At 71.5% G+C, this 15,047-nt stretch carries 12 protein-coding genes; 8 read left to right on the forward strand and 4 right to left on the reverse strand.

Translation table 11 applies throughout. The annotated features are described in order from the left end of the window. Window positions 1-219 precede the first annotated feature (219 nt). The 7 genes from OG584_RS23660 to OG584_RS23690 all read left to right on the forward strand — a co-directional run bounded on the left by OG584_RS23660 (window position 220) and on the right by OG584_RS23690 (window position 9,461). Window positions 220-1,824, forward strand: coding sequence for a dynamin family protein (locus OG584_RS23660; RefSeq protein ID WP_405784243.1), 1,605 nt, complete (start codon window positions 220-222; stop codon window positions 1,822-1,824). Next, a complete protein-coding gene (locus OG584_RS23665; RefSeq protein ID WP_405780730.1) occupies window positions 1,821-3,980 on the forward strand; it encodes a GTPase in 2,160 nt (719 codons plus the stop codon). Before OG584_RS23660 ends, OG584_RS23665 begins: the two co-directional genes overlap by 4 nt. Window positions 3,981-4,144: 164 nt before the next feature. After that, the gene (locus OG584_RS23670; RefSeq protein WP_405780731.1) at window positions 4,145-4,546 is read left to right on the forward strand and encodes a single-stranded DNA-binding protein; all 402 of its coding nucleotides are present in this window, start codon (window positions 4,145-4,147) and stop codon (window positions 4,544-4,546) included. Between the two features lie 259 nt (window positions 4,547-4,805). Then, window positions 4,806-6,215: a Cys-Gln thioester bond-forming surface protein gene (locus tag OG584_RS23675; protein WP_405780732.1), complete on the forward strand. Its 1,410-nt coding sequence runs from the start codon at window positions 4,806-4,808 to the stop codon at window positions 6,213-6,215. Between the two features lie 422 nt (window positions 6,216-6,637). Then, window positions 6,638-8,302 carry an energy-dependent translational throttle protein EttA gene (gene ettA / locus OG584_RS23680; protein ID WP_405780733.1) on the forward strand — a complete coding sequence of 555 codons (1,665 nt, stop codon included), beginning with the start codon at window positions 6,638-6,640 and terminating at the stop codon, window positions 8,300-8,302. A 2-nt stretch (window positions 8,303-8,304) separates the two neighbouring features. Further along, on the forward strand, window positions 8,305-8,727 hold the full coding sequence (locus OG584_RS23685) for an acyl-CoA thioesterase (RefSeq protein ID WP_405780734.1): 423 nt from the start codon (window positions 8,305-8,307) through the stop codon (window positions 8,725-8,727). Next, the gene (locus tag OG584_RS23690) at window positions 8,724-9,461 is read left to right on the forward strand and encodes a hypothetical protein (protein WP_405780735.1); all 738 of its coding nucleotides are present in this window, start codon (window positions 8,724-8,726) and stop codon (window positions 9,459-9,461) included. Before OG584_RS23685 ends, OG584_RS23690 begins: the two co-directional genes overlap by 4 nt. A gap of 20 nt (window positions 9,462-9,481) precedes the next feature. Here the strand turns inward: OG584_RS23690 and OG584_RS23695 are convergent, their stop codons facing one another. Further along, window positions 9,482-9,886, reverse strand: coding sequence for a globin (locus OG584_RS23695; RefSeq protein WP_405780736.1), 405 nt, complete (start codon window positions 9,884-9,886; stop codon window positions 9,482-9,484). Window positions 9,887-10,013: 127 nt separating this feature from the next. Between OG584_RS23695 and OG584_RS23700 the strand changes: the two genes are divergently transcribed. Continuing rightward, complete coding sequence (locus OG584_RS23700; RefSeq protein WP_405780737.1) at window positions 10,014-11,000, forward strand: methyltransferase domain-containing protein; 987 nt, start codon at window positions 10,014-10,016, stop codon at window positions 10,998-11,000. Here OG584_RS23700 and OG584_RS23705 read toward each other — a convergent pair. The 3 genes from OG584_RS23705 to OG584_RS23715 form a co-directional block, all read right to left on the reverse strand. After that, window positions 10,978-12,231 carry an FHA domain-containing protein gene (locus tag OG584_RS23705; RefSeq protein WP_405780738.1) on the reverse strand — a complete coding sequence of 418 codons (1,254 nt, stop codon included), beginning with the start codon at window positions 12,229-12,231 and terminating at the stop codon, window positions 10,978-10,980. The genes OG584_RS23700 and OG584_RS23705 overlap by 23 nt on opposite strands. Window positions 12,232-12,306: 75 nt before the next feature. Next, window positions 12,307-13,680, reverse strand: a complete 1,374-nt coding sequence (locus OG584_RS23710; protein ID WP_405780739.1) for a vWA domain-containing protein — start codon at window positions 13,678-13,680, stop codon at window positions 12,307-12,309. A 68-nt stretch (window positions 13,681-13,748) separates the two neighbouring features. Further along, a complete protein-coding gene (locus OG584_RS23715; RefSeq protein ID WP_405780740.1) occupies window positions 13,749-15,044 on the reverse strand; it encodes a PP2C family serine/threonine-protein phosphatase in 1,296 nt (431 codons plus the stop codon). Window positions 15,045-15,047 lie beyond the last annotated feature (3 nt).

Below are 15,047 nucleotides of genomic sequence, written 5' to 3' on the forward strand. Positions count from 1 at the left end.
AGGTTCAGTGAAGCGAACTGATAATCGCAGGCGGGTGCGGATCACGCACGGCTTTTGGCTTCTCAGTTCGCGGGTGTTGTGCAGTCGTTATGCCTGCGTCCCACTCGTCCCGAGTGTCCCGGGTGTCCGAACGGCCCTGATAGCGGCCGATTGGCGCGCACAAGTGGCTATACGCTTCAAAAACCCAATTAAATTGGGCATTCTTCGCATGTGGTGACCTTGGATGTACGGCCTCAGCTGATTGACGCACTCTCCGCCCTGCGTGACCGAGTCGCCGCCGTGCGCCTTCCGCTTCCGCTGCCGGGCGCGCCGCGTGCCCGCCGGACCCGGACCGAGCTGCTCGCGCAGCTCGACGACTACCTGGTGCCCCGGCTCAGAGACCCGGAAGCGCCCCTGCTCGCCGTGATCGGCGGGTCGACCGGTGCGGGTAAGTCCACACTCGTCAATTCGCTGGTCGGGCGCCGGGTCAGTGAGGCCGGAGTGCTGCGGCCGACCACGCGGACGCCTGTCCTGGTCTGCCACCCCGACGACCACCACTGGTTCTCTGGGCCGCGCGTGCTGCCCCGCCTGACCCGCGTATGGCTTCCGCAGCAGGACGGCACCGGGGACGACGACGTATCCCCGGAGCCGCACGGAGCCCTCGGCGGTGCGCTGCGGGTCGAAACGGCGGTGAACCTGCCGCGCGGGCTCGCCCTGCTCGACGCACCCGACATCGACTCGCTGGTCGCGGGCAACCGCGCGTTGGCCGCGGAGTTGATCTGCGCCGCCGACGTCTGGGTCATGGTGACGACCGCCTCCCGGTACGCCGATGCCGTGCCCTGGCATCTGCTGCGTACCGCGAAGGAGTACAACGCGACGCTCGTCACCGTCCTCGACCGGGTGCCCCACCAGGTCGTCGGGGAGGTGTCGCGGCAGTACGGCGCGCTGCTCACCCGGGCCGGGCTCGGGGACGCGCCCCGCTTCACGATCCCGGAGCTCCCCGAGTCCGCGGGCGGCGGAAGCGGACTGCTGCCGACCAATGCCGTGGCGCCGCTGCGCGCCTGGCTGACCCAGCGCGTGCAGGATCCGGCGGCCAGACAGCAGGCCCTCGACCGGACGGCGAGCGGGGTGATCGACTCGCTGGGATCGCGGATGCCCGAACTCGCCGCGGCCGTGGCCGTGCAGTATTCCGCAGCCGTACGGCTCACCGGCACCGTCGAGGAGGCGTACGGCAGCGAGGGCAGGCGGGTACGCGCGCGCCTCAGATCGGGTGCCGTCCTGGCCGGTGACGCGCGGACACGGTGGCGCGGCTACCCGCTGGACAGCTCGTCGGACGAGCTCCTCGACGCGCTTGCCGAGAGCCTTGCCGTACTGCTCCAGTGCGCCGTGGCCGCCGCCGACGAACGGGTCCGCGAGAGCTGGGGCCGTGAGCCCGCGGCCGGCGGACTTGAGACGGAGGCGGTGGAGTCCGGCGAGCGGGTGGCCGTCGCCGTACGGCGCTGGCGGCGGGTCCTGGAGGAGCTGGCCGAGGAAGAGGTGCGGGAGCTGGAGCGGTCGGCCGCGCCTGACCCCGAGGCGGTCGCAGCGCTGCTGGCCGCCGCGCTGCTGGGCGGGCGCCGGACACGCAAAGCGGGGGAGCGGCTGGCCGAGCGCATCGGAGCTCAGGGGGCGCTGAGGCTGCGCGACAAGGGCGCGGAGCTGGTCAGTACGTACATCGACGACGTGCTCGGCGCGGAACGCGACCGTCGGCTCGCGCCCCTGGAGGCCCTCGACGTGGGCCCCGAGTCGCAGGCCGAACTGATCGCCGCGCTGTCCGTACTGCAGAAGGAGAAGTACCCGCGATGACCGAGCTGACAGAAGCGACCGGGGCCGGAGCAGCAAGGGCAGCCGGGACGGCAGGAGCGATGGGGACAGTCGGTGGCGGAGCGTCGGAGGCGGATGCGGTGAGGGACAGCACGGCGGTGACGGAGGCAGCGGGAGGGGCTGCTGGTGCCCACGTGACCTTCGTATCGGACACGGACGCGGATGCGGGGCGGGAGAGGCCGGATTCGTCGGATCCGGGGGAGGGGCGAGAGGCGTGGCAGGACCAGGGGGCGCAGGAGGAGCGGGTACCACTGGGAGCTCCCCGCGCAGTGCCCGGGGCTTCCGGCGCGCCCTCCGGCACGGCCTCCGTCTCGGCATCGGGCACGGCCGGCGGGGCAGCCCCGGAAGGTGAACCCGTTCCGGTCGGCGGGGGCGGCGGCGGGGCCAGGATGCCGGGGCAGGGCGGCCACCGCTGGGACGACGGATTCATCGCGCGGCGCGCGGTCGGCCGAGACAGCGCATCGGGCAGCGCCCCGGACTTCAACATGCGCCCCCTGCCCGAGTCGTACGAGGACTTCCCGCGCTCCGTGTCGTACGGCGCCGAACTGCGTGCCCGGCTGGACGCCCTGCGCGAGCTGGTCGGTCTCTCCCGTACGCGCCTCGACGGCCCCACTCTGGCTGAGGCGGGACGGGTACTCGACGAGGCGTCGGCACGGCAGCGGCTGTCCTCCCAGCACACCGTCGTCGCCATCGCGGGCGCGACCGGCAGTGGCAAGTCGACGCTCTTCAACGCCCTTGCGGGAGTGGCGATCTCGGAGACCGGGGTGCGCAGGCCCACCACCTCCGCCCCCCTCGCCTGCAGCTGGACCGACGGAGCGGCCGGGCTGCTCGACCGGCTCGCCATCCCCGGCCGGCTGCGCCGCAGGCCCTGGATGAGTGCGGGGCCGGGCGACGAACTGCACGGCCTCGTCCTCATCGACCTGCCCGACCACGACTCGGCCGTGACCGCGCACCGTGACCAGGTGGACCGGGCGATGGAGCTGGTCGACGCGGTGATCTGGGTGGTCGACCCGGAGAAGTACGCGGACGCCGCACTCCACGACCGCTACCTCAAGCCGCTCGCGGGCCACGCCGAGATCACCTTCGTGGTGCTCAACCAGATCGACCGGCTGCCCGGCGAGGCCGCGGACCAGGTGCTGGACGACCTGCGCCGGCTGCTCGACGAGGACGGGATGGCGCTGGGCGAGCACGGCGAGCCGGGTGCGACGGTGCTGGCGCTCTCGGCCCTCACCGGCGAGGGCGTCGGCGAACTCCGCGAACTCCTCGGCCGGTTCGTCCGGGAGCGCGGCGCGCCGGCACGCCGGCTGTCCGCCGACGTGGACGCGGCGGCGGACGAGCTGCGTTCGGTGTACGTGGCCGAGGGGCACGCGGGGCTGGGAGAGCCGGCGCGCGAGCAGTTCGGTGACCGGCTCGGCGACGCGGTCGGTGCGCTGGCCGCGGGTGAGGCGGCGGAGCGCGAGTGGAGCAGGAACGCGGTGAAGGCGTGCGGGACGCCGTGGCTGCAGCTCTGGCGCTGGTACGGGGCCACGCGCGCGCCCGGCGGCCTGGAATCGGCTCCCGGGGAGACCGGACCGGAGCCCGCGGGAACGGAAGCCACGGCCAGGCAGCAGGTGGAGCAGGCCGTGCGGATGCTCGCGGACGAGGCGGCGGACGGGCTGCCCGCACCCTGGGCGCAGGCGGTGCGGGAGGCGGCCGTACGGGGCGCCGACGAGCTGCCCGGGGTCCTGGACGAGCTGGCGGTGACCACCGTCGCGCAGGAGCCGGGCGGCCGTTCGGGGCGGCCCGCCTGGTGGCCGGCCGCAGTACTGGCCCAGGTGATGATGACGGTGCATCAGATTCTGGGTGTGCTCTGGCTGCTGGCGTCGATGGCGGGAGTGCTCGATGTCGCCCCGCTGACGCCGGTCCTGGTGATGATGGCCGGGACCGTGGGCGGCCCGCTCGTGGAGTGGTCCTGCGGGGTGGCCGTACGGGGGCCCGCACGCCGGTACGGCCAGGACGCTGAGCGCAGGCTGCGGGAGGCGGCGGCGGCGTGCGGCAGGGCGAAGGTGCTCGATCCGGTCGCGGCCGAGCTGCTGCGCTACCGGGAGGTGCGGGAGCAGTACGTGACCGTGAACGGGTTGTCCACAACCGGCAAGTAGTCCACAGGCGCGAGCGGCACAACCTCCGCCGGGCCAGCATGGGAACCGGAGCAGCGACCGGCGGTGGGGCGAGTGATGACTCGGCTGCCGGGCAGCCGGGTGCTTCCGCGGGGCCGTCACGGGGGCGGCCCCGCAGTACCACGGGGGACGGGGAGGCAGGGGTCATGAACGACACCTTGGTGACATTGGTGGGAAATGTGGCGACGGCGCCTGAATACCGGGACTCGGTCACCGGAGGAATGGCGCGATTTCGCTTCGCGGTCGCAGCGCGCCGCTGGGACCGGCAGAAACAGGCCTGGACCGACGGGCCGACCAGCTTCTACACAGTGTGGGCATGGCGGACACTCGCCGCGAATCTGGCTGGATCGGTGTCCGTTGGTGAACCACTCGTCGTGCACGGCAGGTTGAAGGTGCGCGAAGAGGACAAGGACGGACAACGTAGATTCTCGGCGGACATCGAGGCGCTCGCCGTGGGGCACGACCTGACGCGCGGAACCAGCGCGTTCAAGCGTGTGACCAGGGCTGATGCGTCTCTGACGGGGCGCCGGAAGGACCTGGTCCCCTGATCCGGGCCCGGCCTGCCCCAGCGCTTCACCGGCCGTACACGAGTGGAGATTTGTCGATACAGTCGCGTGACGGAGGGTATTCGCGGTAACGATTCTGATTCGGAATGGTTATCAGACGCCATGTGTGGAGACCGTGTTGCTCCTGCGTCCATAGGATTCCCAGATACTCACGGGGCATTTGAGTCTGCCGGCGAGGAACTTCCCCCACGCACGCCATGAGGCGCATCGCGCGAAGAGTCCTTGCCCGAAGGGGAATTCTGTGTTTTCTGCGCTTTTTGCGGGTTCTGGTCCTTCCATACGACGGCGGGGCACCTCCCGTCTCGCTGCCGCGGCCCTGACCGCGGGGCTGGTCGCCGGTGGCGCCGCGGCCACCGCGGGGCCTGCGTTTGCCGACGACGCGCCCGCCAACTCCTCCGGTGTCACCGCCACCCTGGACAACCCCGGGGTGTCGGTCGGGGACAAGGTCGTGATCGACGGTGCCGACGAGACGGCCGGGCTCTTCGAGCTGAAGGTCGACGGCGGCGGGTCCATCAAGACGTACTGCATCGACCTGCACAACCACACTCAGGCCAATACCTCCTACCGTGAGGTCACTTGGGCCGAGTCCTCGCTCGCGCACAACGACGACGCGGGCAAGATCCGCTGGATCCTCGAGCACTCCTACCCGCAGGTGACGCCCGCCTCGCTCGGTGCGGAGCTCAACGTCTCGCTGACGGACGCGACGGCCGCCGCTGCCACCCAGGCCGCGATCTGGCACTTCTCGGACCACGTCGACGCGGTGCCGAAGGACGAGGCCGGCCGCAAGCTGACCGAGTACCTGGAGAAGACCGCGGCCAACGTCGCCGAGCCGGCTGCCTCGCTCTCGGTCGGCCCTGCCGACGTCGCGGGCCACCCGGGCGAGTCGCTCGGCCCGGTGACGGTCTCGACCAACGCCGCCAAGGCCGAGGTGGCCCTCGCTCCGGACGCCCCGCAGGGTGTCACTGTCGTCGGTAAGGACGGCAAGCCCGTCACCAGTGCGGCCAATGGCACGCAGCTGTTCTTCAAGGTCCCGGCCGGCACTCAGCCCGGCTCGGCGAAGCTGACCGTCACCGCGCAGACCGCCGTGCCGATCGGCCGCGCCTTCGTCAGCGACTCCAAGAGCCAGACGCAGATCCTCGCGGGCACCAGCACCGCGTCGGTCGCCGCGACCGCCTCGGCCAACTGGGCCAGCAAGGGTGCCATCCCGGCGCTCTCCGCCACGAAGGACTGCGCCAAGGGCGGAGTGGACATCACCGCCAGCAACAAGGGCGATGAGGCGTTCACCTTCGAGCTGGCAGGCCAGAAGCACGTCATCGAGGCCGGCAAGTCGCAGACGGTGACCGTCCCGGTCGCTGAGGACCAGGCCTACGACTTCACGATCAAGGGCCCGAACGGCTTCGAGAAGCGCTTCCAGGGCGTCCTCGACTGCAAGACGGCCGGCAGCACCCCCACCCACGGCGCCACCCCGTCCCCGAAGCCCAGCGCGGCCTCGGCCGGCGGTAGCACCTCGGGTTCGCACGGCGGCGGCCTGGCCGAGACCGGCAGCTCCAGCTCCACCCCGATGATCGCCGGTATCGCGATCGCCCTCGTGGTGCTCGGTGGCGGCGCGGTCTTCATGCTCCGCAGGAAGAACAGCACCGCGGGTAACTGATCCCGGGACCCGGTCGCCGGAGGGCAGTGGTCCTTCGGCCGGGTCGCGAGCAGTGAGTGAACGGTCACCGGACACGGAGTGACCACCCGCAGGCAGCGGCCCCGGTACGCCTCGGCGTACCGGGGCCGTTTCGCGTGCCGGGCGCGGACGGGGGCCGTCGCATGCCCGGCAGCCGGGCGGGGGCCGGTCGCCCCGGCGGGCGGGGCCGTGCGTGGGCCGTGCGGGAGACCGGCGGGAAGCGGGTGGCGCGGACGAAATGGGGCCACCAGTGAGCAACATTGACAGAAAGCGACGAATCTGCGTCCGGCCGTCGCAGGTCAGCCCGGTGGACCGGGTGAGAGGGCAGGCGGTTTCCGTCTCCGGGCGGCCGTCAGGCAAGATGGGGTGTATCTGCCCACACATCTAATGCCGGACGGTTTCTCTTGGCTGAGTTCATCTACACCATGCGCAAGACGCGCAAGGCGCACGGCGACAAGGTGATTCTCGACGATGTCACCCTGAACTTCCTGCCCGGCGCGAAGATCGGTGTCGTGGGCCCCAACGGTGCCGGTAAGTCCACGGTCCTGAAGATCATGGCGGGTCTTGAGCAGCCCTCCAACGGTGAGGCGTACATCTCGCCGGGATTCAGCGTCGGCATCCTCATGCAGGAGCCCGAGCTGGACGAGTCCAAGACCGTCCTGCAGAACGTCCAGGACGGCGCCGCCGAGATCATGGGCAAGCTCCAGCGCTTCAACGAGGTCGCCGAGCTGATGGCGACCGACTACTCCGACGCGCTCATGGACGAGATGGGCAAGCTCCAGGAGGACTTGGACCACTCCAACGCCTGGGACCTGGACGCCCAGCTGGAGCAGGCCATGGACGCCCTGGGCTGCCCGCCCGGCGACTGGCCCGTCGTGAACCTCTCCGGTGGCGAGAAGCGCCGCGTCGCGCTCTGCAAGCTGCTGATCGAGGCGCCCGACCTGCTCCTCCTCGACGAGCCCACCAACCACCTGGACGCCGAGTCGGTGAACTGGCTGGAGCAGCACCTCTCGAAGTACGCGGGCTGTGTCATCGCCGTCACTCACGACCGGTACTTCCTTAACAACGTCGCCGAGTGGATCCTGGAGCTGGACCGCGGCCGGGCGATCGCCTACGAGGGCAACTACTCCACGTACCTGGACAAGAAGTCGGCCCGGCTCAAGGTCGAGGGCCGCAAGGACGAGAAGCGTCAGAAGCGGCTCAAGGACGAGCTGGAGTGGGTGCGCTCCAACGCCAAGGGCCGCCAGACCAAGTCCAAGGCCCGCCTCGCGCGTTACGAGGAGATGGCGGCCGAGGCGGACAAGATGCGGAAGCTGGACTTCGAGGAGATCCAGATCCCGCCGGGCCCGCGTCTCGGTTCCATCGTCGTCGAGGTCGAGAACCTCTCGAAGGCCTTCGGCGACAAGGTGCTCATCGACGACCTGTCCTTCACGCTGCCGCGCAACGGCATCGTCGGTGTCATCGGCCCGAACGGCGCGGGCAAGACCACGCTGTTCAAGATGATCCAGGGCCTGGAGACGCCGGACTCCGGCGCCATCAAGGTCGGCGACACGGTCAAGATCTCGTACGTCGACCAGAGCCGCGCCAGCATCGACCCCAAGAAGACCCTCTGGGCGGTCGTGTCGGACGAGCTGGACTACATCAACGTCGGCCAGGTCGAGATGCCTTCGCGGGCGTACGTCTCCGCGTTCGGCTTCAAGGGCCCGGACCAGCAGAAGCCGGCCGGCGTCCTCTCCGGCGGTGAGCGCAACCGTCTCAACCTGGCGCTGACGCTCAAGGAGGGCGGCAACCTGCTGCTCCTCGACGAGCCCACCAACGACCTGGACGTCGAGACGCTCTCCTCCCTGGAGAACGCGCTGCTCGAATTCCCCGGCGCGGCCGTCGTGATCTCCCACGACCGGTGGTTCCTCGACCGCGTCGCCACGCACATCCTGGCGTACGAGGGCGAGTCCAGGTGGTACTGGTTCGAGGGCAACTTCGAGTCGTACGAGAAGAACAAGGTCGAGCGCCTCGGCGCCGACGCGGCCCGGCCGCACCGTGCCACGTACAAGAAGCTGACGCGGGGCTGACCGTGCGGCACATTTATCCCTGCCCCCTGCGCTGGTCGGACATGGATGCCTTCGGGCACGTCAACAACGTCGTCTTCCTGCGGTATCTGGAAGAGGCGCGGATCGACTTCATGTTCCGGCTGGCGCAGGGGGACGGTTCGCCGTCGTTCTCCGGCGGCTCCGTGGTGGCGCGGCACGAGATCGACTACGTGCGGCCGCTGGTGCACCGGCATGAGCCGGTCACCGTGGAGTCCTGGGTGACGAAGATCGGCGCGGCGTCGCTGACCATCGCGTACGAGGTCAAGGACCCGGACCAGGTGTACGTACGGGCGTCGACGATCGTCGTCCCGTACAACCTGGAGGCCCAGCGTCCGCGGCGTATCACCGCCGAGGAGAAGTCCTTCCTCCAGGAGTATCTGGACGTGCCGGGAGCGCTCGCCGCATGACGGGGCTGCCGGGGCGCCTGGACTTCGCCGACGCCGGGGAGGCGGCCGATCTCGCCGCCTTCCTGGCCCGGCTGATCCACTACGACCGTGCCGCCGCGGTGCGGCTGCAGGCTCGTTCGGACGGCGCCGCGGAGCAGAGTCTGGCCGTCTTCGGGCGCCCGCCGTCGTTCGAGGTGCTGGCCGTCCGGTCGGCGCGGCTGGCCGCCCCGGTGGAGCTCGACATCACGGTCTCGGCGGGTGAACTGCTCGAATCCATCGACGAGTCGGGCGCCGCGGCCACTGTCCCCGCCCCGGTCACCGGCCCCCCGTGGGCCGGTCTGCTGCCGCCCCGCAGCGGCTGGCAGCAGCTGCCCGGACTGCCGCCGCCTGCTGCGCTGCACTCCGCGGTCGCGGCTGTCGTCGCTGAATTCCGCGTCCGTACAGAGGAGTTGCCGGCCGAACAGCGGACCCGGGCCGAACTCGACCGGATCGGCCGGGAGATCTGGTCCCGGCCGGTCGGCGGCAGCGCCCTCCCGGTCCGCGCGGCGCACGCCGCCCAGTCGCTCGGATTCCTCCGCGCGGTCCGCGTGGCGGTGCCCGACCTCTCGGCCGGCACCGGTGACCCCGGCCCGTACACGCTGCTCGGCGCCGGCTCGTGGCTGCGCCTGCGCACCCCGTACGGCTCGACAGCCGTGCGTGCGGCGTCCGCGCTGGGCGGCCTGAGCGTCACGCCCGCCCAGGCCCCGCGCCGGTAGGCATCCGGCCGGGACAGCCCTCAGCCTTCGGTGTTCACCATCGAGGCCGCGGCGTAGGTGAGGTACTTCCAGAGCTCCCGCTCGTGCTCCTCGGCCAGCCCGAGCTCGTCGACCGCCGCCCGCATGTGCTTCAGCCAGGCGTCATGGGCGGCCCGGTCCACCTGGAACGGTGCGTGCCGCATACGCAGCCGGGGGTGCCCGCGGTCGTCGCTGTAGGTGCGGGGGCCACCCCAGTACTGCATGAGGAAGAGGGCGAGCCGCTCCTCGGCCGGGCCGAGGTCCTCCTCCGGGTACATCGGCCGCAGCAGAGGATCTTCGGCGACACCCAGGTAGAAGTGGTGCACCAGGCGCCGGAAGGTCTCCTCGCCGCCGACCTGCTCGTAGAAGGTCTGCTGCTGAAGCGTGCCGCGCGGGATCTCTGTCACCCCTCCATGGTCGCAGACGGGGCGGCGGAGGTCTGCGGTCCTAAGACCCCGGGACTCTCCCGGGATCTCTTCGCCAACCGGCCGTTTCGCGCTCGCCTCCCGCCGGTGAACGCAGCAGAGTGGATATATGGGCGCAGATCAGGCATTGCGGGCGGGGCTGGTGCGGGAGATCGCGGAGAGCGGCGCACTGGCGGATCCAGCCTGGCGGGACGCGTTCGACACCGTGCCCAGGCACCTCTTCGTGCCCTACTACTTCGCGGACGGCGCGGGACGCCGGGACCGGATGTGGGGAGAGGATCCCGACCCGGAGCGGCGCAGGCAGTGGCTGGAGGGGGTGTACAGCGACCAGCCACTGGCCACCCGGATCCGGGACGGGGAGCTGATCTCGTCCAGCAGCCAGCCCTCACTGATGGCGCGGATGCTGGACGGACTCGCGGTGCGCGACGGGGACGCGGTACTGGAGATCGGGGCGGGCAGCGGGTACAACGCGGCGCTGCTGGCGCACCGGCTGGGCGACTCCCTGGTCACGACCGTGGACCTCGATCCGGAGATCACCGAATCGGCGCGTGCCCATCTGTCGGCCGCCGGCCACTCTCCGGCTGTCGTCACCGGGGACGGCGCGCTGGGCTGCCCCGCGCGGGCGCCCTTCGACGGGATCATCGCGACCTGCGAGCTTCCTTCCGTTCCGCGGGCCTGGCTGGCGCAGTGCCGGCCGGGAGCCCGGATCCTCGCGCCGCTGGCGACCGGACTGATCGTGCTGCGGGTGCGGGACGCGGGGCATGCGCAGGGGCGGTTCCTGGAGACGCCCGCCTACTTCGTACGGCTGCGCGGTGGCGGTCAGGGGGAGTCGGCGGTGTACGGAGGCGGGCTGCCGCCCAGCGTCCTGGAGGACGGGCTGTTCCGCTTCGTGCTCGCCCTGACCAGGGGCACCCTCGATCCGGTAGAGGCCTTCTCGCTCTGGGAGCGCGAGGGGCGTCCGCCGCGCGAACGGTTCGGTGTGACGGTGAGCGGGGAGCACGAGTGGGCCTGGCTGGACGACCCCGAAGGTCCGTACGCCTGGCCGCTCGTTCCCCCCGCTCACCGTCCGGCGGCTACTGCCCCCGGTGGATCGTGATGGTGGTCCAGGCGCCTACGTGCACCCGGTCGCCCTCGTCGAGCGGGATCGGTACGTAGGGCTGGATCGGGTCCTCGGCGCCGTTGACCGTCGTGCCGTTCGTCGAGTTCTGGTCGACGACCGCCCAGGTGCCGTCCGGCTGCTGGACGAGCACCGCGTGCTGGTGCGAAACACCGGGGTCCTCGGGCGGGACCGACAGGTCGATGTCGGGGGACTCACCCGTCGAGTGCCTGCGGCGGCCGATGGTGATCTGGTTCCCGGTGAGCGGGAGCCGCTGCTCGGGGGAGTACGCGGGCAGGTTGAGCCCGGTCGCCTCGGGGCCACTGCGCTGCATCATCGCCATGAAGTACTCACGGTCGGGCCCGACCGTGGCGGACCAGCCCGCGGCCCGGCCGCCGGGCTGCCCCTGGCCGGGCTGCCCCGGGTGGCCCGGCCCCTGTTGGGGCTGGGCCAGCGGGCCGGGGCCCTGGGGGCCCGGCGGCTGGACCTGGGGCGGTGGCTGCTGCTGTTGAGGCTGCGGGGGCTGGAACTGCTGCGGGGGCTGGTGGTGCTGAGGCGCCTGCGGCGGTCCGGCCGGTCCTTGCGGCTGTCCGGGGTTCTGCTGTCCCGTCCCCGGTCCGCGTCCCTGTCCCGGCGGCTGGGCCTGGGACGGGGGCGGGAGCAGCCAGTCGTCGGCGTTCGGCTGCTCGGGAGGGCGCGGGGACTGCGGCTGCGGCGCCCTCGGCGGCTGGGCGAACGAGGGCGGCGGCGGGGCGGACTGCTGCTGGTACGCGGGAGGCGGCGGAGGTCCCGGCGGACCGGCCGGTGAGTTCGTCAGCGGCTCGGCCGGGCGGTTCACCTGCGAGGGCCGCGAGCGCTGGTACTCGAACGCGTCCGGCGGCCTGGGGGGCTGCTGCTGGGACTGGAAGCCCGGCGGCAGGTTCGGCGCCACCGGCGTGTACGAGGTGGCGGTGTTGGTGAGGAAGTTCCACCGGCACTCCTCGCAGAACGGCGCCCCGGCCTCGCGCGGCGTACGGCACTGCGGGCAGATCTCCGCCTGGGCGGTGGCGTCCGGCGGCGGATAGCCGTAACCGGCGGCGGGGTGCCCGCCCGGCGGGGGCTGCTGGGGTGCTCCACCGCCCGCGTACGGCGGGGGCGGCGGGGGAGGCGGCGGCACGGCGCCCATGCGATGGCCGCAGACCTCGCACCAGTCGTCGGATCCCGACTGGTGTCCGTTCGGGCAGGTCGGCATGGAGTCGCTTCCCCCTCTCCTCATCCGGCCCGAAGGCCGCAAAACGTCACTTCTGCTGCTAGTGCTGCTGTTCTGTTACTTCTTCACGCGAACTGTCTTCGTGGAGCGCGTCTCGAGGGTCATCTCGTCCGCCTCCGCGACCTTTGCCTTCAGTCGCACAGTACCGGTCGCTTCGTCGACGACGTCCACCACCTTCGCGAGCAGTTTCGCAGTGTCCGCGTTCCCCGAGGCGGCCGCAAGCTGGACCGCGCGGCCGAGCTTCGCGGTCGCTCCGTCCAGATTGCCGGATTTGCGGGCATCAAGGCCCTGTTGGATGGCTTGTGCCAGTTCAGCCTGGCCTGTGTAGTGCGCGACCTGTGGGTTGATCGAGGTCGAAGCGACCATGTCGTCCGTCCAGACCGCGCGGACCAGACCCTGCGAGAGGGTCTGCGGCGCGCCCCCCGCGGGGCCGGGCAGGACGAGCGAGACGCGGGCGGCGAGCATCTCCTGGCCGATGCCCGCTTCCGGTACCTGGACGCACAGGTGGTAGTCGCGGGACTCGTCCCCCCACGAGCCGGTCGGGTAGTCGCCGGCGCGCGGCCCGACTTCGGTGCGACGGCCCGTCAACGCCTGCACCGTGGGCGCCACTTGCTTGACGTACCTGATCTCCACGCCGACCGGTGTCCAGAGCCGCAGTGCGACGTCCGCGACCTCCTTGCCCATCGCGTTCTCCATCATCCGCGTGAAGTCCGCGGAGAGATGCGAGGGATCGGCCACGATGTCGGCCGTGCCGAGCAGCGCCGACGCGATGCCGGTGACCTCCTTCACTTCCCAGTCGGTGCCCACCCCGCGGGCGTCACAGGTGAAGCGGCCCGCCGCGGCGTCGAGAGAGGCCCGCAGATCCTCCGGGGCCTCGTGCTCGTTCCGGCCGTCGGTCAGCAGGATGCCGTGCTTGATCTGCGGCACCGCGTCGCCCGGAGCGGCCGGGGTGTTGAGCAGCCGGTCGGCGAGGCGCAGCCAGGTCCCGATTGCCGTGCCCCCGCCGGCGCTCAGCCCGCGCAGCGCCTCCCTGGCCTGGGCGCGGGTCTGCGGGCCTGCGACGGCCAGCCGTCCGTTGCCCGGGTAGATGTCCTTCGCCACATGGGTGCCCGCGACCACGGAGAAAGCGGTGCCGTCCCGCAGCGCATCGATCGCGGAGGCCGTCGCCTCACGCGCGTTGCGCATCTTCGTCGGCGGGTAGTCCATCGACCCTGAGCAGTCCACCATGATCACCACGGCGGCGCCCGGCGCCTGGCCCGGCGACGGTGCGGGCGATGTGCTCGCACCCGTGAGTGCGGCACCGCTGGTTCCGCCACCGGTCGAGGTGACCGTGACGATCGCGTTCACCTCGCGCCCGCCCTCCGGCAGGAACTCGTTCTGGTACACGTCGACGGAGAATTGCGGCACGTTGGATTTGGAGAAGTTGGCCATCCGGTGGGCTCCTTGACGACAACGCGGCAATCGCAACTGGTTGACAGGACGGAGTGGCTCTCACGCCTTCACGTAGGCGTTCCTGCCCTTCGCGCAGGCATGGGGAACGGCACGACAGCCACTGTTACGTTGTCGTGGCCCCCGCCGTCGAGCGCGTGACCGACGAGCACCTGCGCACTGTGCAGGGCTCGTACGGCGGCGTCAGGCGGAACGATCTGCGCCATTTCCTCCGCCGACTCCGCGTAGTTCCACAGGCCGTCGGAGCAGACCACCACCACGCCCGGCCGGTCCGGTTTGAAGGACGCGGTGTGCGGCTCCAGTTCGTACGCGTCGGCGCCGAGCCAGCCAGTGATGGCGTGGGCCCGCTCGTCCGCGTAGGCCTGCGCCTCGTTCATCAGCCCGTTGGCGACCATCTGAGCCGCCCAGGAGTCGTCCTCGGTGAGCCGGGACGGGTGGGCGGTGCGGTCGTCGGGAACCCAGTACACCCGGCTGTCGCCCACCCAGCCGACGACGAGGAGGCCACCCACCGTGATGGAGGCCACCAGGGTGCAGGCCGGTGCGTTCTGATGGCGGTGCGTGTCGTGCTCCATGGCCCCCGTCGGCTCGGCCGCCAGCGAGTTGACCGCGTCCGACGCGGCGACGATCGCCTCGTGCAGTGCCTGCTGGGGATGCTTGCCCGCGGGCAGGGCTGCCAGCAGCGAGGCATCGGCCGCCGTTGCCGCCGCGGCTGACGCCTCGTCGGGACGGGTCGCCGATGACACCCCGTCACAGACGATCGCGACGGTGGCCGCCGAACCGTCCGGAAGGGGCACCGACGACACGGCGAAGGCGTCCTCGTTGCGGTGATGGCGCAGCCCGCGGTCGCTCACCGCTGCCACCGAGTCCAGCTCCTGCTCCATGTGGTCGCGCTCGCGGGGCTGGGCGTGACCGCAGTTCTCGCAGTAGCCGTCGTCGTCGATCCGGCCGGTACGGCAGGCGACGCAGACCTTCGTGCCCGCCGCCGGGGTGAGCGGCGCGGCGTCCGGGCCCCGGGGGTCCGGCGAGGGCAGTGCGTACTCATCGGGCGCCGGCGGGCCGTCGAACCTTACGGCTGCGGGCAGTTCACCGCCGTCCGACGCCGTGCCCGGCACATCCGACGCGGCCTGTACGGGCGCCGGGCTGCCCGAGCTGTCCCGGTCGGCGGCGGCCGGCCAGGTGGCGTGCGGTACCCGCGCCGGGGTCGCGCCGCCGGCAGCGGCCGCGGGGCGGCCGTCCGGCGGCTCGGGCACCGCAGACAGGTCGTACCCGCACGCGCCGCAGAACAAGTCGCCGGGCTCCAGCGGCTCCTCGCAGCTGGGGCACGTGACCAGATTCGTCTGGGACATCAA

The sequence above is a fragment of the Streptomyces sp. NBC_00859 genome, assembly GCF_045161865.1.
Taxonomy (GTDB): domain Bacteria; phylum Actinomycetota; class Actinomycetes; order Streptomycetales; family Streptomycetaceae; genus Streptomyces.

Bases quoted from the DNA above. Each gene is read 5' to 3' on its own strand.
- OG584_RS23665 (WP_405780730.1), top strand. From the start codon at position 1,821: ATGACCGAGCTGACAGAAGCGACCGGGGCCGGAGCAGCAAGGGCAGCC.
- OG584_RS23670 (WP_405780731.1), top strand. From the start codon at position 4,145: ATGAACGACACCTTGGTGACATTGGTGGGAAATGTGGCGACGGCGCCT.
- OG584_RS23690 (WP_405780735.1), top strand. From the start codon at position 8,724: ATGACGGGGCTGCCGGGGCGCCTGGACTTCGCCGACGCCGGGGAGGCG.
- OG584_RS23700 (WP_405780737.1), top strand. From the start codon at position 10,014: ATGGGCGCAGATCAGGCATTGCGGGCGGGGCTGGTGCGGGAGATCGCG.
- OG584_RS23705 (WP_405780738.1), bottom strand. From the start codon at position 12,231: ATGCCGACCTGCCCGAACGGACACCAGTCGGGATCCGACGACTGGTGC.
- OG584_RS23710 (WP_405780739.1), bottom strand. From the start codon at position 13,680: ATGGCCAACTTCTCCAAATCCAACGTGCCGCAATTCTCCGTCGACGTG.
- OG584_RS23715 (WP_405780740.1), bottom strand. From the start codon at position 15,044: ATGTCCCAGACGAATCTGGTCACGTGCCCCAGCTGCGAGGAGCCGCTG.